The sequence below is a fragment of the Rahnella variigena genome, assembly GCF_003610915.1.
Taxonomy (GTDB): domain Bacteria; phylum Pseudomonadota; class Gammaproteobacteria; order Enterobacterales; family Enterobacteriaceae; genus Rahnella; species Rahnella variigena.
Genome location: NZ_NSDJ01000001.1, coordinates 2,337,523 through 2,363,967, shown reverse-complemented (window position 1 = coordinate 2,363,967; position 26,445 = coordinate 2,337,523). Strand labels below are relative to the sequence as shown.

General features: G+C 53.4%; 23 protein-coding genes and 1 pseudogene. 3 read left to right on the top strand and 21 right to left on the bottom strand.

Annotation, left to right across the window (positions count from 1 at the left end; genetic code table 11):
• The first annotated feature begins 159 nt into the window (after positions 1-159).
• Positions 160-3,602: pseudogene (gene mfd, locus CKQ54_RS10995) on the top strand (transcription-repair coupling factor).
• Positions 3,603-3,678: 76 nt separating this feature from the next.
• On the opposite strand, the gene CKQ54_RS10990 reads toward mfd, so the two are convergent.
• From CKQ54_RS10990 to CKQ54_RS10980, 3 genes are read right to left on the bottom strand one after another with little or no spacing between them, the layout of a single operon-like run.
• Complete coding sequence (locus CKQ54_RS10990; RefSeq protein ID WP_120160649.1) at positions 3,679-4,920, bottom strand: cytochrome c; 1,242 nt, start codon at positions 4,918-4,920, stop codon at positions 3,679-3,681.
• Complete coding sequence (locus CKQ54_RS10985) at positions 4,920-5,468, bottom strand: (2Fe-2S)-binding protein (protein WP_112291108.1); 549 nt, start codon at positions 5,466-5,468, stop codon at positions 4,920-4,922. Before CKQ54_RS10985 ends, CKQ54_RS10990 begins: the two co-directional genes overlap by 1 nt.
• On the bottom strand, positions 5,465-8,254 hold the full coding sequence (locus CKQ54_RS10980; RefSeq protein ID WP_120160647.1) for a xanthine dehydrogenase family protein molybdopterin-binding subunit: 2,790 nt from the start codon (positions 8,252-8,254) through the stop codon (positions 5,465-5,467). The genes CKQ54_RS10985 and CKQ54_RS10980 overlap by 4 nt, the downstream gene beginning before the upstream one ends.
• A 209-nt stretch (positions 8,255-8,463) precedes the next feature.
• Between CKQ54_RS10980 and CKQ54_RS10975 the strand changes: the two genes are divergently transcribed.
• Complete coding sequence (locus tag CKQ54_RS10975; RefSeq protein ID WP_120160645.1) at positions 8,464-9,078, top strand: nucleotidyltransferase family protein; 615 nt, start codon at positions 8,464-8,466, stop codon at positions 9,076-9,078.
• The gene (locus tag CKQ54_RS10970) at positions 9,065-10,048 is read left to right on the top strand and encodes an XdhC family protein (protein WP_120160643.1); all 984 of its coding nucleotides are present in this window, start codon (positions 9,065-9,067) and stop codon (positions 10,046-10,048) included. The genes CKQ54_RS10975 and CKQ54_RS10970 overlap by 14 nt, the downstream gene beginning before the upstream one ends.
• Before the next feature lie 71 nt (positions 10,049-10,119).
• On the opposite strand, the gene CKQ54_RS10965 is transcribed toward CKQ54_RS10970, so the two are convergent.
• The 18 genes from CKQ54_RS10965 to fabD all read right to left on the bottom strand — a co-directional run bounded on the left by CKQ54_RS10965 (position 10,120) and on the right by fabD (position 26,433).
• On the bottom strand, positions 10,120-10,656 hold the full coding sequence (locus CKQ54_RS10965) for a glycine zipper 2TM domain-containing protein (protein ID WP_120160641.1): 537 nt from the start codon (positions 10,654-10,656) through the stop codon (positions 10,120-10,122).
• Between the two features lie 355 nt (positions 10,657-11,011).
• Positions 11,012-12,316 (bottom strand): NAD(P)/FAD-dependent oxidoreductase, encoded by a 1,305-nt coding sequence (locus CKQ54_RS10960; protein WP_120160639.1) that lies wholly within the window; start codon positions 12,314-12,316, stop codon positions 11,012-11,014.
• 324 nt (positions 12,317-12,640) lie between these two features.
• Positions 12,641-13,183, bottom strand: a complete 543-nt coding sequence (ycfP, locus tag CKQ54_RS10955; RefSeq protein WP_112291118.1) for an alpha/beta hydrolase YcfP — start codon at positions 13,181-13,183, stop codon at positions 12,641-12,643.
• A gap of 52 nt (positions 13,184-13,235) precedes the next feature.
• Positions 13,236-14,264: a beta-N-acetylhexosaminidase gene (nagZ, locus tag CKQ54_RS10950; RefSeq protein ID WP_120160637.1), complete on the bottom strand. Its 1,029-nt coding sequence runs from the start codon at positions 14,262-14,264 to the stop codon at positions 13,236-13,238.
• Between the two features lie 48 nt (positions 14,265-14,312).
• Positions 14,313-15,143: a phosphotransferase gene (locus CKQ54_RS10945; RefSeq protein ID WP_425272810.1), complete on the bottom strand. Its 831-nt coding sequence runs from the start codon at positions 15,141-15,143 to the stop codon at positions 14,313-14,315.
• A gap of 10 nt (positions 15,144-15,153) precedes the next feature.
• Entirely contained in the window at positions 15,154-15,750 is a 597-nt protein-coding gene (lpoB, locus tag CKQ54_RS10940; RefSeq protein WP_120160634.1) for a penicillin-binding protein activator LpoB, read from the bottom strand.
• A gap of 21 nt (positions 15,751-15,771) precedes the next feature.
• Positions 15,772-16,140: a YcfL family putative periplasmic lipoprotein gene (locus CKQ54_RS10935; protein WP_112291123.1), complete on the bottom strand. Its 369-nt coding sequence runs from the start codon at positions 16,138-16,140 to the stop codon at positions 15,772-15,774.
• An 8-nt stretch (positions 16,141-16,148) separates the two neighbouring features.
• A complete protein-coding gene (gene hinT / locus CKQ54_RS10930) occupies positions 16,149-16,502 on the bottom strand; it encodes a purine nucleoside phosphoramidase (protein ID WP_120160632.1) in 354 nt (117 codons plus the stop codon).
• Positions 16,503-16,702: 200 nt separating this feature from the next.
• A complete protein-coding gene (ptsG, locus tag CKQ54_RS10925) occupies positions 16,703-18,136 on the bottom strand; it encodes a PTS glucose transporter subunit IIBC (RefSeq protein ID WP_120160630.1) in 1,434 nt (477 codons plus the stop codon).
• A 338-nt stretch (positions 18,137-18,474) separates the two neighbouring features.
• Positions 18,475-19,269 (bottom strand): metal-dependent hydrolase, encoded by a 795-nt coding sequence (locus CKQ54_RS10920; RefSeq protein WP_120160628.1) that lies wholly within the window; start codon positions 19,267-19,269, stop codon positions 18,475-18,477.
• Between the two features lie 28 nt (positions 19,270-19,297).
• On the bottom strand, positions 19,298-20,317 hold the full coding sequence (holB, locus tag CKQ54_RS10915) for a DNA polymerase III subunit delta' (RefSeq protein ID WP_120160626.1): 1,020 nt from the start codon (positions 20,315-20,317) through the stop codon (positions 19,298-19,300).
• The gene (gene tmk, locus CKQ54_RS10910) at positions 20,314-20,961 is read right to left on the bottom strand and encodes a dTMP kinase (protein WP_120160624.1); all 648 of its coding nucleotides are present in this window, start codon (positions 20,959-20,961) and stop codon (positions 20,314-20,316) included. Before tmk ends, holB begins: the two co-directional genes overlap by 4 nt.
• Positions 20,951-21,976 carry an endolytic transglycosylase MltG gene (mltG, locus tag CKQ54_RS10905; RefSeq protein ID WP_120160622.1) on the bottom strand — a complete coding sequence of 342 codons (1,026 nt, stop codon included), beginning with the start codon at positions 21,974-21,976 and terminating at the stop codon, positions 20,951-20,953. The genes tmk and mltG overlap by 11 nt, the downstream gene beginning before the upstream one ends.
• 15 nt (positions 21,977-21,991) lie before the next feature.
• Complete coding sequence (pabC, locus tag CKQ54_RS10900; protein WP_120160620.1) at positions 21,992-22,789, bottom strand: aminodeoxychorismate lyase; 798 nt, start codon at positions 22,787-22,789, stop codon at positions 21,992-21,994.
• 233 nt (positions 22,790-23,022) lie between these two features.
• Positions 23,023-24,264: a beta-ketoacyl-ACP synthase II gene (gene fabF, locus CKQ54_RS10895; RefSeq protein WP_112291134.1), complete on the bottom strand. Its 1,242-nt coding sequence runs from the start codon at positions 24,262-24,264 to the stop codon at positions 23,023-23,025.
• 101 nt (positions 24,265-24,365) lie between these two features.
• Positions 24,366-24,602 carry an acyl carrier protein gene (acpP, locus tag CKQ54_RS10890; RefSeq protein WP_015690190.1) on the bottom strand — a complete coding sequence of 79 codons (237 nt, stop codon included), beginning with the start codon at positions 24,600-24,602 and terminating at the stop codon, positions 24,366-24,368.
• A gap of 153 nt (positions 24,603-24,755) precedes the next feature.
• Positions 24,756-25,490: a 3-oxoacyl-ACP reductase FabG gene (gene fabG, locus CKQ54_RS10885; protein ID WP_112291135.1), complete on the bottom strand. Its 735-nt coding sequence runs from the start codon at positions 25,488-25,490 to the stop codon at positions 24,756-24,758.
• Positions 25,491-25,503: 13 nt separating this feature from the next.
• A complete protein-coding gene (gene fabD, locus CKQ54_RS10880; RefSeq protein ID WP_120160618.1) occupies positions 25,504-26,433 on the bottom strand; it encodes an ACP S-malonyltransferase in 930 nt (309 codons plus the stop codon).
• Positions 26,434-26,445: the final 12 nt, after the last annotated feature.

Here is a 26,445-nt window from a genome sequence, read left to right as displayed (position 1 = left end):
GCTTTATGGAACCACTAACCCAAAGTAATCGGTTTAACTTTGTGACTCTGTTGACGCTTTTATACCGTCAACGGGTTGACCCCGATGACACCAGCGAAGCAAGATACGGTCTGCAAATTGGCCTCCGACAGCCGCCAAAACGAGAACTCAAAACAGCCTATGTCTCAAGATTATCGTTATTCGTTGCCTGAACGTCCGGGCGACACCCGCCTGTTAGGCCAGCTTACGGGCTCCGCCTGCGCGCTGGAATGCGCCCAAATCAGTGAACGCCATACCGGCCCCGTGCTGCTGATCGCACCTGATATGCAGAATGCCCTGCGCCTGCGCGATGAAATCCAGCAGTTTACTGAAAACAAAGTCCTGAGCATTTCCGACTGGGAAACCCTGCCTTACGACAGTTTTTCTCCGCATCAGGAAATCATTTCTTCGCGCCTTTCCAGTTTGTATCAGCTTCCGACTATGGAACGCGGCATCATCATTCTGCCGGTGAATACGCTGATGCAGCGCGTCTGCCCGCACGAGTTCCTGCACGGTCACGCGCTGGTGATGAAAAAAGGCCAGCAACTTTCCCGCGATAAGCTGCGTGCGCAGCTGGAACAAGCCGGTTACCGCAGCGTCGATCAGGTGATGGAACACGGTGAGTTTGCCACCCGTGGCGCCCTGCTCGATTTGTATCCGATGGGCAGCGAAGAACCTTACCGCATTGATTTCTTTGATGATGAAATCGACAGTCTGCGTATCTTTGACGTGGATACCCAGCGCACGCTGACCGAAGTCGATCACATCAATCTGCTGCCCGCACATGAATTCCCGACCGACAAAAATGCCATCGAACTGTTCCGCAGCCAGTGGCGCGAGAAGTTCGAAGTGCGTCGCGACGCTGAGCATGTGTATCAGCAGGTCAGCAAAGGCACCTTCCCGGCCGGTATCGAATACTGGCAGCCGCTGTTTTTCAGTCAGCCACTGACCACGCTGTTCAGCTATCTGCCGGAAAATACCCTGCTGCTGAACACCGGCGACCTTGAAGCCGCCGCCGAACGTTTCTGGCAGGATGCCTGTCAGCGTTACGAGAGCCGTCGCGTCGATCCGATGCGTCCGCTGCTTGAACCGGAAAACCTGTGGTTGCGCGTTGATTCGTTATTTGCCGAACTCAAAGAGTGGCCGCGCGTGCAACTGCGCACCGATTCGCTGCCGAAGAAAGCCGCGAACACTAACCTGAGCTACGAAAAGCTGCCTGATTTATCCGTTCAGCCGCAGAATAAAACGCCGATGGATAACCTGCGTCGCTTCAATGAATCCTTCACTGGCAGTCTGGTCTTCTCGGTAGAAAGTGAAGGCCGCCGCGAAACCTTGCAGGATTTGCTGGCACGCATCAAGCTGATGCCGACGCTGATTACCCGCATCGAAGAAGCCGATACTGCCGGTCGTTACATCATGATTGGCGCATGTGAACGCGGTTTTCTGGATGCGGATAAACAGCTGGCGCTGATCTGTGAAAGCGACCTGCTTGGTGAACGTGTGGCGCGTCGCCGTCAGGACAGCCGCCGGTCGATTAATACCGATACGCTGATCCGCAACCTCGCTGAACTGCGCCCCGGTCAGCCGGTGGTACACGTCGAGCACGGCGTCGGTCGTTATCTCGGGCTGACCACGCTGGAAACCGGCGGTATTACTGCCGAATACCTGATCCTGACTTACGCCGGTGAAGACAAACTCTATGTGCCGGTGTCATCCCTGCATCTGATCAGCCGTTATGCCGGGGGTGCCGACGAAAGCGCGCCACTGCATAAACTGGGGGGGAAGCCTGGTCGAAAGCACGGCAGAAAGCCGCAGAGAAAGTACGCGACGTTGCCGCCGAACTGCTGGATATCTATGCCCAGCGCGAAGCCAAAAGTGGTTTCGCCTTTAAGCATGACAAAGAACAGTATCAGCTGTTCTGTCAGGCTTTCCCGTTTGAAACCACGCCGGATCAGGCTCAGGCGATTAATGCGGTACTGACCGACATGACACAACCACTGGCGATGGATCGTCTGGTCTGTGGCGACGTAGGTTTCGGGAAAACCGAAGTGGCGATGCGCGCAGCTTTCCTCGCCGTTTCCAACAACAAGCAGGTGGCCGTTCTGGTGCCGACCACGCTGCTGGCACAACAGCACTTCGATAACTTCCGCGACCGTTTCGCCAGCTGGCCGGTGCGCATCGAAATGATGTCGCGTTTCCGCAGCGCCAAAGAGCAAAATGTGGTGCTGGAAGATGCCGTTGAAGGCAAAGTCGATATTATTATCGGTACGCACAAACTGCTGCAAAGCGACCTGCGCTGGAAAGATCTCGGTCTGCTGATCGTCGATGAAGAACACCGTTTCGGTGTGCGCCATAAAGAACGAATCAAAGCCATGCGTGCCGATGTGGATATCCTGACACTGACCGCAACGCCTATCCCGCGTACGCTGAATATGGCGATGAGCGGTATGCGCGATCTGTCGATTATTGCCACACCGCCCGCACGTCGTATGGCGGTCAAAACCTTCGTGCGCGAGTACGACAGCCTGGTGGTTCGCGAGGCGATACTGCGTGAAATTCTGCGCGGCGGGCAGGTTTATTATCTTTATAACGACGTTGAGAATATCGAAAAAGCCTCGCAGCGTCTGGCCGAACTGGTGCCGGAAGCGCGCATTGCTATCGGGCACGGGCAGATGCGTGAACGCGACCTTGAGCGCGTGATGAATGATTTCCATCATCAGCGTTTTAACGTACTGGTGTGTACCACCATCATCGAAACCGGTATCGATATCCCGACGGCAAACACCATCATCATTGAGCGTGCCGATCACTTTGGTCTGGCGCAGCTGCATCAGCTGCGTGGCCGCGTCGGGCGTTCACATCATCAGGCCTATGCCTATCTGCTGACACCACCGCCGAAAGCCATGTCTGTTGATGCGCATAAACGTCTGGAGGCCATCGCCTCGCTGGAAGACCTGGGTGCCGGTTTCGCGCTGGCGACGCATGACCTGGAAATTCGTGGTGCAGGTGAACTGCTCGGTGAAGGCCAGAGCGGTCAGATGACCAGCATCGGTTTCTCGCTGTATATGGAATTGCTGGAAAACGCCGTCGAAGCGCTGAAGGAAGGCCGCGAGCCGTCGCTGGAGGATTTAACCACCAGCCAGACGGAAGTCGAAATGCGCATGCCTGCGCTGCTGCCGGAAGATTTCATCCCTGACGTCAATACCCGCCTGTCATTATACAAACGCATCGCCAGCGCCAAGACCGAAGGTGAACTGGACGAGTTGCGCGTGGAGCTGATCGACCGCTTCGGCACGTTGCCGGACGCTGCGCGCAATCTGTTGCAGATTGCCGTGCTACGCCTGAAAGCTAAAGAGCTGGGCATCCGGCGTATCGAAGGCAACGAGCGCGGTGGCTTTATCGAATTCGGTGATAAGAACCGTGTCGATCCGGGCTTCCTGATCGGTCTGCTGCAAAAACAGCCGCAGGTGTATCGTCTCGACGGTCCGACCAAGCTGAAGTTTATGTTGGATCTGACTGACCGCCCAAAACGCCTGAAATTTGTCGGTGACATGCTGAGTGAGTTTACAGAACATCTGATCTGATTCTGACGAAGCAAAAGAAAAGCCCGGTGAACTCATCATTCACCGGGCTTTTTTACAGGCTCATCAGGCTGATTAATCAGTGTTTGCGCAACGCTTTCACCTGTTCCGCCGTAATATCCCCCGGCAGGCCGCCGAAGGTCACGCGCAGATAATTCACCATCTCAGCAATTTGCGCATCGTTCAGCCGATCCGCAAAACCAGGCATCGACTGCATGCTTTCACCGTTCGGGAAATCCTGCGCCGGTAAACCATCAAGCACGGAAACGATCAGGTTACGACCATCCGGCTGGCGCAAGGTGGCGTTGTTTTGCATCGCCACCGCGACGTGCGGTTTGCCGGAACCATCGGCCATATGGCAACCGGAACACTGATCCAGATAAGTGATACGTCCGGCGTCATTACCGCCCTGTCCGGTACTGACCGGCACCGCCGCCGGCGGTTTGTCGCCCAGCAGGTACGTGACGATCGCACGGTGATCGGCGTCGGTCAGATGACGGGTGCTGAGATCGACAACCTTATGCATCTCGTCAAAGGCAGATCCCTGAGGCGCAATGCCAGTCGCGAGGAAACGGCTCAGATCTGCCGGGTTCCAGCCACGTTGCGCCAGCGCCTCCGGGATGATCGCTGGTGCGGTAATGCGTCCGAGCGTGCCGCCTTTCAGGTTACTGTCGGTATCCATCTGCCCCAGTTTGCCGCGTGGTGTATGACATTCGCCGCAGTGACCGAGCACATCCGTCAGGTATTGACCGCGCTGCCAGTCGGCAGAATTCCCCTGAGAACTGGCTGGCATCGGATCGCTGGTACGGAATAACAGGTTCCAGCCGATCATCGCCATACGCTGGTTGAACGGGAATGGCATTTCGTTTTCCGGCACCGGCTGATCCACCGCCGGACGCGTCATCAGAAACGCATACATATCGTCTGAATCTTTGCGGGTGACACCTTTGTACGAGGTGTAAGGCATCGCCGGATACAGATGACGTCCGCCCGGCGCCACGCCTTTGGTCAGCGCCAGATAGAAATCGTCCGACGTCCAGCGGCCAATGCCGTCGTCCGCAGAAGGCGTCAGATTGCTGCCAAAGATTTTGCCAAACGGCGTTTCCAGCGGATAGCCACCCGCCAGCGGCGCACCGCCGGAAGCGGTATGACATGCCGCGCAGTCAGACGCCTGAACCAGATAACGACCGCGTTCAATCTGCGCCGTATCCGCAGTGACTTTCTGCACCGGCGCATCCAGCGTGCGGTTTTCCCGCCACCAGAGAACGGCGGTCACGATAATGATCACCACCAGCAGCGCGAGGAAAAGACGTTTTTTCATCACGCATGCTCCCGGATCAGACCTGGGGTTTTCATCACTACATCGCGTACCGCTTCGTAATACCGCACGTAGCCGGTACAGCGGCAGATGTGATTTTCCAGCGCGCCGTTAATCGCCGCTTCGAGATCAGCCAGCGGGATCGGGTGTTTTTCCAGCCGCTCAAGCAACAGCGTTGCCGCATTCACAAAACCCGGCGTGCAGTAACCGCACTGGAAACTGTAATGTTCCAGAAACGCCTGCTGAACCGGAGAAAGGTGGACTTCGCCTTTGTCATCGGTTTTCGCGTGCCCTTCGACGGTACGCACTTTTTTGCCGTTGAAGAAATGGGCGCCGGTGATGCAGGTCCGCACTTCTTCGCTGGTGCCGCTTTCATGGTCGACGATCGCCACGCAGGCGTGACAAATCCCCTGACCGCAGCCCAGACGGCAACCGGTCAGCGCCACATACTCGTGCAGGAAATCAATCATCATCAGGCCTTCAGGAACCTCCAGCGGGCCGTATTGTTGATTGTTGATGGTCAGCGTCATTGGCTGAGTTTTGATGCTCATTGTAAAACCTCACGAATATTTTCAGCACGAACAGGCAAATCACGGAAACGGTGGCCGGTGGCTTCGGCAATGGCGTTCACCAGCGCAGCGACGACCGGGATCATCACCACTTCAGCCATGCCTTTCGGCGGATCGGTTTCCGACAGCGCAGGCAGGATATCGCTGGTCTGTTTCCAGACCGCCACATCACTGGCACGCGGCAAATGGTAACGGTTGAAGTTCCACGTTCCGTTGCCCGGCCCGTCTTCGTACAGCGGTAAATATTCGTGTAATGCGTGACCGATACCCATCGCCAGCCCGCCCTGTAGCTGACCGGAAACCAGCTCAGGTACGATCAGATTGCCGCACTCCATAATGGAATGATGCGTCAGGAGTTCGACCTTGCCGGTGGCAATGTCGACTGCGATTTCGGCCAGCGTACCGACCGCGCTGTAGTAGGTCACAGAAGCGTTGTTACGCTGAGTTGGCGGGTAATACACCGCGTCACGCGCCAGGGTCTGGAATTGATCCGCACCGTGACGTACTGACATGCCATCCACCGGAATGCGCTGACGCACATTATTGAGGGTAAAATCGGCTTCTGCCCATTGCCAGCGGTTGAATACGTGAACGGCTGCGCCGGTCATGCCTTTCATTTCGTACACTTTTTTCGCCAGCATTTCGAGGCTGAGAATTTGCATTCCGTTAGCGGTCAGACCACCTTCCACCCAGCGGGCATCTTCTTTGCGCACGATATAAGGGGCAGCCTGTCCGCCACCAATGCCGGTTTGCCAGATAGCCATCGCCGCCGGCCAGATGCCGTTGTCGAAGATCAGACGCGCTGCTTCGCGGGTGCTGTGAGAGAAGTAATAGGCCGAGTTACTGGCGCTGGATGGCGAGCAGTAAGAAGGCGACCAGCGCGGATTAGTTTGCAGTTTGTCCTGCTCTTCCTGCGACATAATGTACGGATCGCCGCTGGTTTCCACCGGCAATACCGACCAGTCTGTCACCGAGAAATGCGCCTGTTCAGCCGGTTTCCCCAGCCATTCAGCGCACAGAACGGACTGCGACGTCGACATCCCCGTGCCCATTTCCGCGCCACTGTGCCACAGGCTGATTTCGCCTTTTTCACTGAGTTCCACGCGGGCAAAAGAGGTTTCCGCGCCGGTGCCGAAATCTTTCTGCACGCAACCAAAACCGACGCCATAACGTTTACCCGGATTCTGAATTTCGTATTCGGCTTTACGCTTTTTACGCTCTGTCCATAACGGATGAACAGCGGCTTTTTCCAGCACTTCATCGGCACGAATTGCGCCCGCCGGAATGGCGCCCTGAGTATTTTTCATGCCTGATTTCAGAACGTTGCGCATACGAAACGCAATCGGATCCAGCTTCAGTGCAGCAGCCAGTTCATCCATCATCATTTCAGTGGCGGCCATACTTTGCAGCGTACCGTAGCCGCGTGCTGAACCGGCATCAAGCGCGCGCGAGGCCAGACCGACCGCAGATAAATCACTTTTCGGGAAGTAGTAAATCGACTGTGCCGCTGTTGCGCCAACCATCACCACCGACGGCGTGAAGTTGCTGCGCCCGCCGCCGTCTGCGGTCATTGCCGCATGGAATGACTGCAACATGCCGGTTTCACGGTTCACGGCAATGTCGTAATTCATATCAAACGCATGGCGTTTGAGCGCTGACTGGAACTGTTCAAAGCGGTCGTTAGCCAGACGCACCGGCGTGCCGTCACCGTACATCGCCGCGACGGCACCGTAATACGGGAAGTTGTAGTGATCTTTCGAGCCGTAACCCACGGTGTAGCACGGGTGCATAATCAGCGTTTTCACCGTGCGATGTGATTTCGCCATCATGCGCGGCATCTCATCCGCCACTTCCTGCGGCGACTGCGTTGGCACCACCATATGCAGCGTTTGTGTCGCAGCATCGTACCAGCCGTTGGCGTTATCCGGCTCAAGCGCGGAAGTATCAACGGATTGCGTGGTAAAACGGCGCGACATCACCAGCCAGTCCTGCGGCGGCGATTTCAGTTCATCAGCCATTTCACCCGCGTAGAACATGCCCTGCTCGTCCAGCTTGCCGCCCTCGCGGCCTTCCGGCCAGACCGGCAGGTGTTTGCGCATCCCGACCGGGAAGACCGGCATATCTTTCAGGCTGGAGAATTTATCGTCTTCATAGGCATTTTCTCCCCCGACGCGCACGAAGCGGAACGTGCCCCACGGGTCGCGTTCCAGCGGCCCGGTTTTCTCGCCGTAGCGCACCACGCCCTCTTTGAATTTCAATGCATTTTTGGCGAAACGGAATTTGGCAAAATCCTGATAAACCAGGATCGCCACGGCTTGTCCCAGATAGGCAGGTGTTTTGCCTTCCGGCAGCAGCATGTCTTCACCGTAAAAGGCCGGGAAAGCCAGCCCGTCGCGCGCCAGCACGTCGGCCGTTACCAGCTGATCGGGCTGAAGTTCGTCGCCAAGCAGTGAGAGATCCAGACCGGTGTAAATTTTATCGGCTTCAGTTACCCGCAGGATAAAGGCATGCGCCTGTTTCTGCGGCCAGTGCGGCATGTCTTTGGCTCGGATATCGCGGGCAAAAACTTTCTGCCCCATGACTTTCGCTTTGCCATCGATACGGAAACGGACGCGTTTGTTTTGTGCATCCCACTGGGGTGATTGCAGAATTTTTTCTTCGAACAGTGCGGCATAAGCCCGACTGTGCAACGGCGCGAGATAAACGGAGACGCCAGCGATCACCGCGCCTTTCACAAAGCGCCGCCTGGACGGATTGAAATTGCTCATAAATTCCTTTGATTCTTTTATGTCTTTTTATTGTTCAGCACTTTCTAATATTCTGAAAATCCTGTTTTTCGCGGGCGATTATAGGTACGCAAAACCTTATAAGCTATGATGAGAAACACATTTTTAATATCTTGTTCACAAATGAGCGCAAAAAAGTGCGATAATTCGTTTCTGTTGCGCAAACAATAACCAGAAGGGATAGAGGCGAAATGGCCGGAATTATTTTGCTCGCAGCAGGGTCAGGAAAGCGATTTTCTGCCGCCGGTGGCGAGGGAAACAAGCTCAATGCCGTTCTGAGTCAAACAGCAGAAAATCCTGTCACGGTATTTGAAACCACGCTGAATCAGTTAACCGGCAGCGGTTTATCAGTCCATGTGGTCACCCGTCCGGAAAATGTGCAGGTTCAGGCCAGTTGCGCACGTAAAGCCGTGCCTTTTACCCTCGTCAGCAGTGCCGGAACCGGTGAATCCATTGCTGCCGGCGTACGCGATACGCTGGAATGGGACGGCTGGCTGATTCATCTGGCAGATATGCCCTTTGTTCCCGCAGACGTTTTCATCGCAGTTGCCGCAAACCTGCAACAGGCGCAGGTGGTACGGCCTTACTGGCAAAATGAGCCGGGCCATCCGGTCGGTTTTTCCCGGCCGATGCGTGAGGGACTTTTGCAGTTGCGCGGCGATCATGGCGCGCGGGATCTTTTGCGCGGACGCGACGTTTTACGACTGAATTTTAACAATCCGGCAGTGATCGCCGATATCGATCTGCCGGAGCAACTCCCCGAATCCTCGCTTTTTCAGAACGGACAACCGCATGCAGCATCTTGATAATCAGGTTATTTCTCAGGCGACGGAATGGCTGGCGCACCAGCCGGTCTGGCTTTGTACGGTGCTGAACACTTACGGTTCTTCCCCGCGAGCGCCCGGTGCATTGATGGTGGCAACAGCCGGGGGGCATTTTTGCGGTTCGCTTTCCGGTGGCTGTGTCGAAGAGGATTTCCTGCAACGCATTGCTGCGGGTGAATATCAACAAGCCAGCCAGATTGTGCGCTACGGAGAAGGCGGTCTGACGCCAAATATTGCCCTGCCGTGCGGTGGTTCGCTGGATGTGCTGATCGAGTATTTGCCGTCATCGCAAGGTAATGTGGATTATCTGCAAAGAATGGGCATGGCGCTGGCGGGACATTACGCCCTGACCAAGTCACTTACCCTGCCCGCAGCCTGCGATCATCTGGAACTGACGAATTATCATAATACGACTCAGGTGATGCGCAATGATGATTGCATCACCCTGCATCTGGCCGCCCCACCGCGTCTGCTGATTGCCGGATTGTCGAGTGTCGCGCTTTACTGCGCGGATTTTGCCTGCGCGCTGGGATTTGAAGTGGTGGTATGTGAGTGTCGCGAGGACGTGCTGGAAAACTTTCTGCCGTCGCTGAAAGCAGATATTCGTCTGGAAAAACAGTTTCCTGCTAAATATCTCGAGCAAAAAAGCTGTCATGCGAATACCGCCATTGTTGCGCTGACCCATGACCCGAGAATGGATGATCTGACCCTGATGGAAGCGGTGAATACCCCGGCATTTTATATCGGTGCGATGGGTTCACAGCGCAACAGCGCACGCCGCCGTGAGCGTCTGCAAACCATCGCTGATTTCACGGCAGATGATTTTTCCCGTCTGCACGCGCCGGTAGGCTTGCCAATTGGCAGCAAAACCCCGGCTGAAATCGCGCTGGCCGTCATGGCCGATATCGTTAAACATAAAAATGGAGTAAAGCAGTTCAGCACGACGGACTGAATGCACCGTTGATTGCATAAAAAAGCCTGAGGTTTACGCCTCAGGCTTTTTTGTACAGACTAACCGGTTGATTACGAACGGGTAAGCTGCAACTGACCGCTTTTATCCAGCGGGATTTGTGTGCCCGGATCGTGGTCCATACGAACTTTCCCTTGCTGATCGCCTATTTTGTAGGTCACATCATAACCGAGGGTTTTATCTTCTTTGTCATACACGGTTTTACAGCGCTGCTGCTGAGTCGTGTAAGTATCGTTATCCTGCATGCTGCTTTGTACGCGGTTACCTGCATAACCGCCACCCAGCGCACCGGCTACCGTCGCCACGTCGCGTCCGCGGCCACCACCAAACTGGTGACCCAGAACCCCTCCCGCCACCGCACCCAGTACGGAACCGGTGATCTGATGCTCATCCTGCACAGGGCGACGATGAGTGACAGTGACGTTACGGCATTCCTGACGCGGAGTTTTCGTGGTCTCTTTGATTGGCGTCGCGCTGACAACCTGCGCATATTGCGGGCCAGACGAAAAGACGTTCATGCTCGCAACGCCAGCAATGCCCAACGCCGCAGCCACACCAATTCCGACCCCAGCTAACATTGACTTGTTCACAGGACTTCCTCCGAAAATGTTACCACGCAATTCGCCCTCTTAAGGACGCTCCTCAGCGGACAACAACACATCTGAGGTCCGGCGTGCGTGAAACGCCGTCTGTAAACTTATTGTCAATAGTGCATACCAAAACGTAAGCAAACAATAAGACGAAATCTGTAAGTGAGGAAAATGGCCTGCCTGAGGGGCGTTTCGGAGGATTCTTAGCTGACAAAGTAATAGTGACGTGATCTTGTGCTGTGTGAGTATCTGTAACGTATTAAATATTGCATCAGAAATAAAAAAGCCTGTAATAAACAGGCTTTTAGGTACGAAACGATTCAGCTGACGTTCAAAAAAACGTCGCTGAACGGAATCAGTGCAGTTTAAGACGCGGGCGGATCACGCGGTTAATGCCACCGACCAGCATCATCAGACCGGTTTTGATGTAACCGTGCAATGCAATCTGATGCATACGATACAGGGAAATATAAACCAGTCGCGCCAGACGCCCTTCGACCATCATAGAACCGCGCATCAGGTTACCCATCAGGCTGCCGACAGTACTGAAGCGTGAAAGGGAAACCAGTGAACCGTGGTCTTTATAAACGTAAGGTTTCAGGCTCTGCCCTTTGCGCTGCGCCATGATGTTTGCAAAGCAGCGGGAGGCCATCTGGTGTGCTGACTGAGCACGCGGGGGTACAAAACCGCCGGACGGCTGCGGACAGGACGCGCAGTCACCAATCGCATAGATGTTCGGGTCGCGCGTGGTTTGCAACGTCGGTTCCACCACCAGCTGGTTAATACGGTTGGTTTCCAGACCGGCGATCTCTTTCATGAAATCAGGGGCTTTAATCCCCGCCGCCCAGACCATAAGATCGGCGTCAATGAATTCGCCGGACTTGGTGTTCAGGCCGTTTTTATCCGCGCTGGTAACCATGGTTTGCGTCAGAACGCGCACGCCCAGTTTGGTCAGCTCATTGTGTGCAGCCGCAGAAATACGCGGTGGCAACGCCGGCAGAATACGTTCACCCGCTTCCACCAGCGTGACGTTCAGCGCTTCGCTGTCCAGACCTTCAAAACCGTAGCTGTGCAGCTGTTTGACCGCATTGTGCAGCTCAGCAGACAGCTCAACGCCGGTCGCACCGCCACCGACAATCGCGATGTTCACTTTCTTCTGCTTATCGGAACTGGCAGAGAACTTGAGGAACAGGTTCAGCATTTCGTTATGGAAACGGTGCGCCTGATGCGGGTTATCCAGGAAGATGCAGTTGTCTTTCACGCCCGGCGTACCGAAGTCGTTAGAGGTACTGCCCAGCGCCATTACCAGAGTGTCGTACGCAATATCGCGCACCGGCACCAGTATTTCGCCGTTCTCGTCGCAGATTTCAGCCAGTTTGATGGTCTGATTTTCGCGATCGATATCAGTCAGTGAGCCAATCTGGAAGGTAAAGCCGTGATTGCGGGCATGAGCCAGATAGCTCAGCGCATCCACGCCGTCATCCAGGCTGCCGGTCGCCACTTCGTGCAACAGGGGTTTCCACAAATGGCTATGGTTGCGATCGACCAGAATGATCTCCGCTTTTTTCTTACGGCCAAGTTTATGGCCCAGGCTGGTTGCCAGTTCCAGACCGCCGGCGCCACCGCCGATAATCACAATTTTCTTCATTGGTGATGTCAAAATGACCCCCTCAAATGTGAACCAATTGTTATATAAGAGTAAAAATATTATCCTTATATTACATAGGGTTGCTTAAGTTAAATCGGTATCTGAGACGGAGGATATCACGCGTGGTGATTTGGTCATACCAAAATTGATATAGGTCAATTTAATTTCATTTGCCTAATTTGACTTAGGGAAATGGCACGTATTTTGACGGATTTAAATCAGCAGGTTAGAGGAAGAACAGGCGGAAAAATGATTTCATCGCGCGGAATGAACCAAATAAAAAAACCACTGCTTTCGGGCAGTGGTTTTTAAATATTGCAGAAATGAAATGTTAAATCAGGCGATGTTTTTGAACGCTTTGATCCGCTGAAGATGGGTCGAGATGTCCTTGAACTTATGGCTCTGATGTTCATCCCATTCAACCGGGTAATAGTGATGAAGTTTCTCAGCAGTTTGCTTGCTGTCGAGCACACCGTCTTCGCGGGATAAAATCACCAGACAACGGTCGCGGTTCTTCTCGCGAAAATCACTGATGCATTTCGTAGCGATGTCTTCGTATTCTTCGGGACGGTCGATTTTCCCTGTCATATTATCCTGCGGCGATAAGTTCGGATTGAACATCACCTGGCGGATACCGCACAGGAAACCGATACGTTCAGCCCAGAACCCGCCGAGCCCGACACCGCAAATCAGCGGATTTTTGTCGGTGGTTTCATGCAGCACTTTATCGACTTCTTTCAGCAAATGTTGCATGTCGTGGCGCGGATGCAGCGTGCTGTAGCTGATGAAACGGACGTCGGGATCAATAAACTGTAGCTGCAACACTTTCTCGTGGTTACCGGGACTGGTTGAATCGAAGCCATGCAAATAGATAATCATCGTTTACCTCATCCTGAATGTGCGTTGAAACCCTCACGCGGTCTGAAAAACGTTACCGGGCAGTTTCTTTATGTTCCTGCCAGCGGGCGTCGAGCGCGGTCAGTTCACGGTTTGCGTCTTTCCAGCGACTTGAATTTTGCAGGTCCTGACGGGCCTGTTTTCCACTGTACAGTCCGCGATGATACAACTGCGCAACACGTTCAGCTTTGACCGGAGACAGGTTATCCAGCACGCTCACTGCGCCCTGACGGTTATTACAGGCCAGGATCATATCGCAACCGGCATCCAGAGAAGCCTGAGCACGTTCCGGATAGCTGCCCATAATCGCGGCACCTTCCATCGAAATATCATCGGAGAAAATCACACCGGTGAAATTCAGTTCTTTGCGCAAAATTTCCTGTAGCCAGTAAGGTGAACCGCTGGCCGGACGCGGGTCAGCCTGGGTATAAATCACGTGGGCTGGCATGACGGCATCCAGCAATTTACGTTCATTAAGCTGGCGGAAGATTGCCATGTCGTGCCCGCGGATGACCTCCAGCGGGCGATCGTCACGCGGCGTTTCTTTATGAGAATCCGCACCGACCGCGCCATGTCCCGGGAAATGCTTACCGGTGGTTTTCATCCCTGCGGCATGCATGCCGAGAATAAACTGCTCTGCCATATCCAGCGCTTTCTGCGGTTCGGCGTGGAACGAACGCTCGCCAATGGCCGCGCTGATATGACCGATATCCAGAACTGGCGCAAAACTGATATCGATATCCATAGCAATCATTTCTGACGCCATCAGCCAGCCGCCTTCCTGTGCCAGGCGCTTCGCTTCATGCGGCGCATTCAGGGCCGCAAAAGACTGCGCGGCAGGCAGACGGGTGAAGCCTTCACGGAAACGCTGCACGCGTCCGCCTTCCTGATCCACCGCCAGCACCAGCCGGTCGTGGGACGCGGCGCGGATCTGGCGGATCAGTTCATGCAACTGATCAACGTCATGATAATTTCGGGTGAATAAAATCAGTCCGCCGACCAGCGGATGCTGCAAAATTTCACGTTCTTCGGCATCCAGCTCAAAGCCAACGACATCCAGCATTACAGGTCCCAACAAAATGGACGCTCCTTTTTATTTTTCAGACGATTATCACGGCCGCAACGGTTGCGCCCATTCACGGTATTTATGCTCGCCGGTCTGCTGCCAGCGCACTTCAAACCACATCAGCATCAGGTAATCGACCCAGGGGATCCAGCGGTTAACCTGCTGCTGCAAAAGAGAAATATCCTGATAGCCGCCCGCGTTGATGTACTCACGCAGAAAAACATGTTGCTGCGGCGTGCTCCAGCCATTGCCGCGAACAATCGCGGCCAGCTCCAGGGCAACATCCGCATCCGCCGCGTACTCCCAGTCAATCAACCGCAGGCCGTCTGGCGTATGCAATACATTTCCTGCGTGGATATCCATATGCACCAGCGCCAGTTTCAGCGGCGCGGGCTGTATCTGCGACATCATCTTGCGATGTAAACGCAGCCAGCGCGGCGTGAGTCTGCGCCGGTCGATATGTTGCCAGTAACGTGCAAACTGATGCTGCAAATCCAGCCGGTAGCCTGAAGGCGGTAACTGGTGCAGCCTGACCAGCGTCCGGCTCAGTGCTTGCTGTGTGGCGGGCATCGCGAAGGTCTGTTCAGTCGGCGGCGTGCCCTCTATCCAGTCAACAATCAGCCATGGCGGCGAATAAAGTCTGACACACGGGCCTGATTTTTGCCGCGCGACATGCCGCAAAATCGCAGATTCGCGTCGCCGGTCAGCGCCTGCAATCCGCTTATCAAAAGACTGATGTCGCGCCAGTAAATCACCGGCAGGCGAACAGATTTTCCAGCTTTCCCCCGTCAGTCCGGCGACCGGTAATAAACGAAATCCGGCGGTTTTCACCGCCGGATAATGTTTTTCGATCAGCTGTTGGAGTTCTGATTGCAGAAACTCAGCGTTAATTCTGGACTGCGCCACGGCCTGACCAGACGATTTCGCCACTTGGTGCGGTAATCAGACGCATCGACATGGTTGGGGCTTTAACATCACCGCTCACGGTGCTGTAAAGCACATACTGGGCCTTCACGATGTTTGCCAGACCGATGGCTTTGCTGACCGACGCCAGGCTGTCATCCGGCGATAATCCCAGTGACTGTTTGGCAGAAGACACCTGATCTGCCGGAACCACCTGGAAAGTGGTGTTATTCGCCAGCGCATTGCGCAGGGCATCCGTCGCCTTGGCCATTTGCAGTGAGCCGTTAGTGCTGTTTTTAACGCTATCCACCAGCAACACGCTGCCGGACTGCACACCATCAGATTTCAGCATTTTTGCCAGCATCGGCTGAACGGTCGCCGTCCAGTCGATATTCGCGAATTTTGGCGGCTGTGGAACCGGCTGAACCGGTGGCTGCTCTGGCACTGGCGGATTGACCGGCGGCAGTGGCTGTTGCGGTTGCTGTGGTTGTTCTGGCTGCTGGGTCTGTTGCTGGTTTGGCAAAGTACAACCGCCAAGGATCAATGCGGCCATCGCCACAATGAGAAAATACTTTTTCATCAACCTTCTCCGTACGGGAATTTAGAGATAAAGGTACATGCGCACACTGTACGCATCGAGATTGCCATTAAGTGAACTGATGTCAACGCTGCTGTTGGCTGGCACGGTGACGGTCCGGGATTCGGCAATCGGTAATAAATCCAGTCCCTGCTTATCATACCAATAGAAACGGTAATGCAGGGTGACAGGATGTGGCTGGTTATTATCCAGTGTACTGGTGGCTTTTTTCTGCCCACCGGAATCAGACACTGATGGCGAACTCGGGATAATACCCGCCGTCAGAACGGGGGACTCCATGACCACTCTTTGCTGATTATTGAGCGCAATGCCTGGCTTGCTGCTGCAGGCTGTCAACAAAATTACCGGCAATAATGCCATCAGGAAACGCATGTTTACCCTTACTGACGTGACAGCAATGGACCCAATGCACGGCCACCGACCAGATGCATATGGATATGATAAACCTCCTGACCCGCGTCGCGGTTGCAGTTGACGATCAGGCGGTAACCGCTTTCGGCAATCCCTTCCTGTTCAGCAATTTTAGCCGCAACCGTCATCATCCGGCCCAGCGCAGCTTCGTGCGTGGTATCAACGTCATTCATTGTCGGGATCAGGATATTCGGGATGATCAGAATATGGCTTGGCGCCTGAGGAGATATATCGCGGAATGCAGTCACCAGTTCGTCCTGGTAAACCACATCTGCGGGAATTTCACGGCGAATAATTTTGCTGAAAATTGTCTCTTCGGCCATCTTAACTGTCCTTAACAAAGTAAAAAGCGTTGTACGCAGTATGGGTTAGAATTTCCATTCCTTTCAACCTGATTACGCTTTTTGATGATTAATTGACGCAGAAAGCGCCAGCGGCAGGCAGCGGCAACCGTTCCTGCAAATTGCAGGCATGAAAAAAGGAGGCCGAAGCCTCCTCTCTCAGAACCCGACATTGCTCACCATTAATGGTTACGCATGTACTCGTCCATATCAGTTTTCAGGTTGTCAGACTTGGTACCGAAAATTGCCTGAACACCAGAACCTGCAACCACCACACCTGCCGCACCCAGTTTTTTCAGGCCAGCCTGATCAACTTTGGAGACGTCCGCTACGCTGACGCGCAGACGGGTAATACAGGCATCGAGGTTAGTAATGTTGTCTTTACCGCCGAAAGCCTGAACCAGAGAAGCGGACATTTCAGAACCGCCCTGCGTTGTGGTTTCGCTGGTAGAGTCTTCACGGCCAGGGGTTTTCAGATCCAGTTTCGCAATCAGGAAACGGAAGATGCTGTAGTAAACCACTGCATACACCGCACCCACGATTGGGAACAGCCAGATTTTGCTGCTGTTGCCGCTCAGTACGATGAAGTCAATCAGACCGTGCGAGAAGCTGGTACCGTCACGCATACCCAACAGGATACAGATTGGGAATGCCAGACCGGCCAGGATCGCGTGGATCACATACAGGATCGGCGCAACGAACATGAAGGAGAATTCGATTGGCTCGGTGATACCGGTCAGGAACGCAGTCAGTGCAGCGGAAATCATGATGCCGCCGACTTTTGCACGGTTCTCAGGTTTTGCTGAGTGCCAGATAGCGATAGCCGCCGCTGGAAGACCGTACATTTTGAACAGGAAGCCACCGGACAGTTTGCCCGCAGTCGGGTCACCCGCCATGTAACGTGGGATATCGCCGTGGAATACCTGACCCGCAGAGTTCACGTACTCACCGATTTGCATCTGGAATGGAACGTTCCAGATATGGTGCAGACCAAACGGAACCAGCGCACGTTCTACAACGCCGTAGATACCGAATGCCACAACCGGGTTCTGATAAGCAGCCCATTGTGAGAAGGTCTGGATACCTGTACCGATTGGCGGCCAGATGAAGGACAGAACCACACCCAGGATAATCGCTGCCATACCAGAGATGATTGGCACAAAACGTTTACCGGCGAAGAAGCCCAGGTATTCTGGCAACTTGATGCGGTAGAAACGGTTGAACATGTATGCCGCAATCGCACCGGAGATAATACCACCCAGTACGCCGGTATCCGCCAGATGCTTGGCTGCAATTTCTTCAGCAGGCAAATGCAGAACCAGTGGTGCAACAACTGCCATGGTTTTCACCATGATGCCGTATGCCACAACGGACGCCAGTGCAGAAACACCGTCGTTGTTGGTGAAGCCTAACGCCACACCGATAGCAAAGATCAGAGGCATGTTAGCGAAGACGGAACCACCGGCTTCGGCCATAACATGGGAAACGATCACTGGCAGCCAGCTAAAGTTTGCAGAACCGACACCAAGCAGGATACCTGCGATTGGCAGTACGGATACTGGCAGCATTAGCGATTTACCGACCTTTTGAAGGTTTGCAAACGCGTTCTTAAACATAATTGAGTGTGCTCCTGAGTAATGATGCTTTTTGATACTTCATGCGGTTTAGCCTGATAACTAACCGCTTTGCAAAAGGTCGTACCGCCCTTTGCTATCGGGTGTCTGAGCACCCCTTTTAATTTTTACGCAGGGTAAAATAATTCCCTTTGTTAATGTTTGATGGCAGTCACGTTTTTCTGAAAAATGCAGTGAGAGCGTTTAAAAAAGCCCCGATTTACAACATTTAATCCGAAATAAACGCCGGTGACCCCGCAAAAAACGGGGCCACGATACCTCATTCTGGTGATTAATTACGAGGTGTAAAATAAATCTGGCGTATATGACTAAGCCTAAGGTTAGATCAGGGAGGAAGTATCGATGTGAAATAATCGTGAAAAGTTTGCAGTGGTCGCTTCTGCCAGCTGTTCCACACTCACACCTTTGAGCACGGCCATGTAATCGGCAACGTCCCGTACATAAGCAGGCTGGTTCTCTTTACCACGATGTGGCACGGGTGCCAGATACGGCGAGTCAGTTTCCACCAGCAAACGATCCAGCGGTACATAACGGGCCACTTCACGCAACGCTTCAGCGTTACGGAAAGTCACAATCCCTGAGAACGAGATAAAGAACCCCAGATCCAGCAGGAATTTTGCCGTCGGCAGATCCTCGGTGAAGCAATGCAAAACACCACCGCACTCCCCTGCGTTCTCTGCTTTGAGAATATCCAGCGTATCCTGACGGGCATCACGTGTATGGACGATCACCGGTTTGTTCAGCTCGCGGCCAATGCGGATGTGCTCGCGGAATGAATCCTGTTGCAGTTTCAGCTGATGCGCTTCTTTCTGATAAAAATAATCCAGACCGGTTTCACCCATCGCCACCACTTTCGGGCTGGCGGCAAGCTCACGCAGTTCTGCGAAATCATAGCCATCGTCAATATTCAGCGGATGCACACCGCAGGAAAATGCAACGTCGGGACGGTCGCCAATCAGCTGTGTCATCGCACGATAACCGGGCAATGTGGTCGCCACCGCCAGCATAAATTTCACGTCACGTTCACGGGCTTTTTCCAGCACGTTATCCACGCCGGAGTGCAGCTCATTGTAATCAAGGCTGTCGAGATGACAGTGGGAATCGACTAAAAACATAGTATTTAACTCATGACAAATAAGGGGTTCAGCGGGAAAGCGCGGAACTGAAAATCGACGCAGAAACCGTGCCCTGAAGCATCTGTTCCCACTCAAGAAGTTGTTCGGTCAGCAGTAACTCACGGTTAACACCGACGATAGAAAGCAGCTGATGGCGGCAATGCATCCAGGCACTCACCGATTGCTGTAAAGCCACGCTGGACTGCGCACCGGCGAGCAACGCAATTAACGGCTGCTGATCGTGGTTGATGATGAACTGCCCCGCCTGTTGCTGCCATTTAATGGCATCAAGAAGTAACGTCGCCAGCCAGTACAGACGTTCCGGCGCATCATCATGATTAAGCTGCGGCAACAGGGAAAGCATATCCTGTTGCTGACATTGCGTATAAAGCTGCTGGCATAATGCCACGCGTTGCTTCCAGCGTTCCGGCTGCAACAGTTCAATGGCTGACAACGGCGCACCGTTGGTCAGACGCAATGCGGTTTTGATCGAGACAGGATCAGCACTGAGCTGACGGTTAATCCACTGCACTGCCAGCGCTTCTTCCGGTACCGGCAGATGCCAGTAGAAACAGCGGCTGCGGATCGTTGCCAGTAACGCCGAAGGTTCGCGGCATCCGAGCAGGAAATAGGTGCCCGCCGGGGGTTCTTCCAGCGTTTTCAGCAAGGCATTCGCTGCGGCTTCGGTCAGCAATTCCGTTTGCGGGATCCAGACAACTTTCGAACCGCCCTGCTGGGAATAATTGTAGAGCGTTTCGATGAGCTGACGCACCGGATCAATGCCCAGCGAGTTTTTGCCTTTTTCAGGTTGCAGGATATGCCAGTCAGGATGGTTGCCGGCAATCATCAGCTGACAGCTGTGGCATGAACCACAACTCTTTTCGCCGTCCTTGTGCTGGCACAGCAGCCAGCGGCTCAGACCATATACCAGCGCCTCATCCCCGATCCCCGCTGCGGCATGCATCAGCACCGCATGATGCCCGCGGCCTGTCAGATATTGCCCTGTCAGCTGGCGATAAGGGGCGCTGAGCCACGGATACCAGTTCATGAATGCTCCCGGGTTGCCTGCTCGTCAAACCAGCTTTTCAGTGTCTGTTCGATCGATGACTTTACTTCTTCAATAGTCTGCGAGGCATCGATGGTTTTAATGCGACTGTCAGCGGCGGCAAGCTCCAGATAACGGGCGCGCGTACGTTCAAAGAAAGGCAAGGCTTCCTGCTCGATACGATCCAGTTCACCACGGGCACGGGCACGTTGCAGGCCGATGGCCGGAGGTAAATCCAGATACAACGTCAGGTCAGGGCGGAAATCACCCAGAACGGTATCGCGTAAAGAGGTCATTAGTTTGGCATCAATCCCCCGTCCGCCGCCCTGATAAGCTTGCGAGGAGAGATCGTGCCGGTCACCCACCACCCATGCGCCACGCGCCAGAGCGGGTAAAATCACCGTCTCAACCAGCTGGACACGGGCAGCGTAAAGCATCAGCACTTCGGCTTTGACCGTCGGTTTTTCGCCATCTACGCCACGCTTAAATAAATCGCGTAATTTCTCCGCCAGCGGCGTACCGCCCGGCTCACGGGTAAACACAATTTCTTCTACGCCGTGCTGGCGCAATGCATCCACCACCACGTTATGAGCAGTGGTTTTTCCCGCCCCTTCCAGGCCTTCAATCACAATGAAGTTACTTTTCATTCTTGTTCTTAAGAGCCTCTATATACACACGAACCGCCTTGTTGTGGTTCTCAAGGTTAGTGCTGAAAGTATGCCCGCCTTTGCCGTCAGCAACAAAATAAAGATACGGCGTTTTTGCGGGATGTGCCGCAGCCTGAAGTGAGGCTTCGCTCGGCATCGCAATTGGAGAAGGCGGCAGGCCGGTGATCACATAAGTATTGTAAGGGGTCGGCGTTTCTAAATCTTTCTTCGTAATATTGCCGGTGTATTTATCACCCATACCATAGATGACGGTCGGGTCTGTTTGCAGACGCATGCCGATCCGCAGACGATTGATGAACACAGACGCCACTTCAGGACGCTCATCTTTTACGGCCGTCTCTTTTTCAATAATCGACGCCATAGTGACCATGTCTTCAGGCGTTTTATATGGCAGCGAATCAGCGCGGCCTTTCCAGATATCCGCAACGGTTTTTTCCATGCGCACATGGGCGCGTTTGAGCAGAGATAAATCCGTCATGCCCGCAGTGTAATGGTAAGTATCGGGATACAACCAGCCTTCGGCATTTTTGGTATCGGTCATGCCTAAGGCAGCGGCGATCTCTTCACCGCTTTTGCCGCTAAGTTCATGCCTGAGATACTCTGAAGTATCTAAAACCTTCATCCAGTCGCTGAGCTTAAAACCCTCGACAAAACGAATGCTAAATTGGGCTTCTTTGCCACTTTTCAGCAACTCCAGCATCTGGCGAACGGTCATGCCTTTTTCCAGACGGTAGGTACCGGCTTTAAACTCACTCAGTTCGGGCTCTAAACGTAATAACCATGGGAACCACGGATTGGGCTTCATCAGCTTCTTGTCGATGAGCAGCGTTTCCAGAACCACACGCCCGGTACCGGCAGGCAGGGTGAAGATCGTTTCACTGCTGACATTGATCGGGCGGTCCGCAAACTGTTTCACTTTCTGGTAGGCAAACGTCGCCAGTCCTGCAAGGATCAGGACAATAATGGCGAAGATTTTGGTCTTTTTGTTTGTCATTGTTTATTCACTTTTTTAACAGTTCTGGAGCAAAAAATTGTACAAATCTCGGGATAAATAATGCCATCCGCACGCCTGTGCCACGGGTAAAACCGGCATCAGCGCATTACAAATCAGCACCTCATCGGCATCAAACAATACCTCGGCGGGTTCACTGACAATGTGCAACGCCCAGGGCGACGAGTTTTCAATGAGCCGGATAATGTGCTGACGCATAACGCCATCCACCCCCGACTGTGATAAATCCGGTGTAAATACCTGATTTCCCTTCCGCCAGAATAAATTAGCCGCACAGCATTCCACCAGGCAACCTGAGGTGTCAACCACCAGAGCCTCGTGGGCGTCCGTCTGGTCAAGATGCAGGCGGATCATCACCTGCTCAAGACGGTTGAGGTGTTTTATGCCCGCCAGCAGCGGATTTCTACTCAACGTCACCGGGCTCAGGGCAAGTTTTACACCGTGTTGCCGTAACGCGTGATAATGTGCCGGATAAGCGGACACTGATACAATCCGGGTCGGTTCAGAGCATCCTGCCGAACTGTAGCCTCGTCCCCCCTGCCCGCGTGTCACAACGGCTTTAACGACAGCCTCTTCCTGTTGTCCTGCGGCCTGAATCATTTCGCGTTCTAAAGCAGCCCAGTCCACGCCATCAATATGCAAAACAGACACCGCGCGCTGCATCCGCGCAATGTGTTCTGGAAGAAGCTGGATTTCACCGCGCAACACCCTGGCCGTAGTGAAGCAACCGTCGCCAAATTGCACAGACCGGTCTGCCGCTGGCAATGTTGTCGCCGCCGCACCGTTAATCCACATGGTTACTTCCTCCTGACTTCAGGGTTAGCGTTCTCCGACCGCTGAGACTGCGTGAGCAGGCTTCTGGCAGCAAGTGGAGCATTCTTACTTTATCGTACCGGCAGGCCGAAATGGCGGGAAGACTCTTTCCGTTGAGCTGCCGTTTGATTCCACTTTACCGCATAGCAAATGCTTTTATTCAGACAGCAAAAAGGCCCGATTAACGGGCCTTTCTCAATAATACACAGTCGCAATCACATCTTGCGGAATACCAGGGAACCGTTAGTTCCGCCGAATCCGAAGGAGTTGCACAGTGAATATTGCATGTCTTTTACCTGACGCGCTTCGTGCGGCACAAAGTCCAGATCGCACCCTTCGTCTGGATTGTCCAGATTCAGGGTCGGTGGAACGGCCTGATCACGCAATGCGAGTAAAGTGAAGATAGACTCCACCGCCCCCGCCGCACCTAACAGGTGGCCGGTCATAGACTTGGTTGAACTGACCAGCACTTTGTGAGAATCCGCACCAAAGACAGATTTAACCGCCTGCGCTTCGGCTTTGTCACCCGCCGGGGTAGAAGTCCCGTGCGCGTTGATATAGCCAATTTGCGACGCAGAAATGCCTGCATCACGCAAAGCGTTTTCCATCGCCAGCGCGGCACCTGCACCGTCTTCCGGTGGAGAGGTCATATGGTAAGCATCGCTGCTCATACCAAAGCCGACGATTTCGGCATAAATTTTTGCACCGCGTTTGCGGGCATGTTCGTACTCTTCCAGCACCATAATCCCGGCACCGTCACCCAGTACGAAACCATCACGATCTTTATCCCACGGGCGGCTTGCGGCCTGCGGATTATCGTTGCGCGTGGATAGTGCGCGTGCTGCACCGAAACCACCGACACCCAGCGGGGTGCTGGCTTTTTCTGCGCCGCCTGCCAGCATCACGTCAGCATCGTTATAGGCGATGATACGGGCTGCATGACCAATATTATGCACACCAGAAGTACAGGCTGTAGCAATAGAAATACTCGGCCCACGCAACCCGAACATGATACTCAGATGACCGGCAATCATGTTAACGATGGTTGATGGAACGAAAAAAGGACTAATTTTGCGAGGTCCGCCGTTAACCAATGACGTATGGTTTTCTTCAATCAGACCAAGTCCGCCGATGCCAGAACCAATCGCCGCACCAATGCGTGTCGCGTTCTCAGCAGTCACTTCAAGCCCGGAGTCTTGCATCGCCTGAATACCGGCAGTAATACCATACTGAATAAAGGCGTCCATCTTGCGGGCATCTTTGCGCGGGATGTAGTCTTCACAGTTAAAATCTTTTACTAAGCCAGCAAAACGCGTTGCATAGGCACTAGTATCAAAATGGTCGATCAGGCTGATGCCACTCTGACCGGCAAGGAGAGCGTTCCAAGTGGACTCTACAGTATTGCCGACAGGAGACAGCATGCCCAGTCCAGTCACTACAACTCGACGCTTAGACACGTGTGTCCTCCAGGGAGGGAAAAAAGTAGTAATACCGTGGGATATAAAAAACTTAGGCGGTCAAATGACCGCCTAACTATCTAAACTTAAAGCATGTACGCTTACTGTTGGCTAGCGTTGATAAAATCAATTGCTGCCTGAACAGTAGTGATTTTTTCAGCTTCTTCGTCAGGGATCTCGGTATCAAACTCTTCTTCCAGAGCCATAACCAGCTCAACGGTGTCGAGAGAATCAGCGCCAAGGTCGTCTACGAAAGATGCAGCATTCACTACTTCTTCCTGTTTAACACCCAGCTGTTCAACGATGATTTTCTTAACGCGTTCTTCGATAGTGCTCATACTCTTAAATTTCCTATCAAAACTCGCTTTCGCGATGGTTTTCGTAGTGTATAAAATGTTGAAAAAGATGCAACTAAATCCAGGCTGGTCAAACCACGAATTTGCTCTATTTTGCGGTTTTTACCGCAAAAAACGCAAATAATTTCGTAATTTTTAAATCATATACATGCCGCCATTGACATGTAATGTTTCACCCGTGATATAGCCGGCCTCGTCAGAGGCTAAAAAAGCAACGGCGCTGGCAATTTCTTTGGCATCGCCCAACCGGTTGGCTGGAACTGATGACAAAATGCCTGCGCGTTGATCATCTGTCAACGCCCTTGTCATATCCGTCTCAATAAAGCCGGGAGCGACGACGTTGACAGTAATGCCACGTGAAGCAACTTCACGTGCCAAAGACTTACTAAAACCAATCAAGCCAGCTTTAGCCGCCGCGTAGTTCGCCTGCCCTGCGTTACCCATGGTGCCAACAACGGAACCAATTGTAATAATCCGTCCACACCGTTTCTTCATCATAGCTCGCATGACAGCTTTTGAAAGCCGAAACACAGAAGTCAGATTCGTATCCAGGATATCCTGCCACTCATCATCCTTCATACGCATGAGAAGGTTATCACGGGTAATGCCGGCATTATTAACTAAAATATCAATTTCGCCAAATTCAGCTCGAATTGTCGCCAATACTTGCTCAATAGATGCAGAATCAACCACATTGAGCATAATACCTTTGCCATTTTCGCCTAAATATTCGCTGATCGCTTCAGCACCTTTCTCGCTGGTCGCTGTGCCGATCACTTTCGCGCCGCCTGCTACCAGTTTCTCTGCAATAGCGCGGCCAATACCACGACTGGCACCAGTAACAAGTGCAATTTTGCCTTCGAAGGTCATACTCATCCTCTTATTACTGCTCTAACGCCGCTGCCAGGCTTGCCGTGTCATTCACAGCGGACGCCGTCAGGGTGTCAACAATACGTTTTGTCAGACCGGTCAACACTTTACCCGGCCCCACTTCTAAAAGCTGCTCAACGCCCTGTGCTGCCATAAATTCGACAGACTCAGTCCAGCGCACCGGGCTGTACAGCTGGCGTACCAGCGCACTGCGGATGGCTTCAGGAGACGTTTCAATTTTCACATCAACGTTGTTCACCACGGAATACTGAGGTGCGCTGAATGTGACATTTTCAAGTGCAACGGCAAGTTTATCCGCAGCAGGCTTCATCAGAGCACAATGCGATGGCACGCTGACTGGCAGTGGCAGAGCGCGTTTTGCACCTGCTTCTTTACAGGCCGCACCGGCGCGTTCTACCGCTTCTTTGTTACCCGCGATCACAACCTGACCTGGCGAGTTAAAGTTAACCGGAGAGACAACCTGACCCTGAGCTGACTCTTCACAGGCTTTGGCAATCGCGGCGTTGTCCAGACCGATAATAGCGTACATCGCGCCAGTACCCGCCGGAACCGCTTCCTGCATCAGTTTGCCGCGCAGTTCAACCAGTGAAATCGCCTGTTTGAAATCCAGCACACCGGCACAAACCAGAGCAGAGTATTCACCCAGGCTATGACCCGCCATCAGAACAGGCTGAGCGCCGTTCTGCTGCTGCCATACACGCCAGATAGCGACGGAAGCGGCCAGCAACGCAGGCTGTGTCTGCCAGGTTTTATTCAGTTCTTCAGCAGGCCCCTGTTGCACCAGCTGCCATAAATCATATCCCAGCGCCGAAGAAGCTTCGGCAAATGTTTCTTCAACCACCGGATGCGCAGCGGCTAGATCAGCCAGCATACCGAGCGTCTGAGAACCCTGACCAGGGAAAACAACTGCAATTTTTGTCATTTTTATCATCCT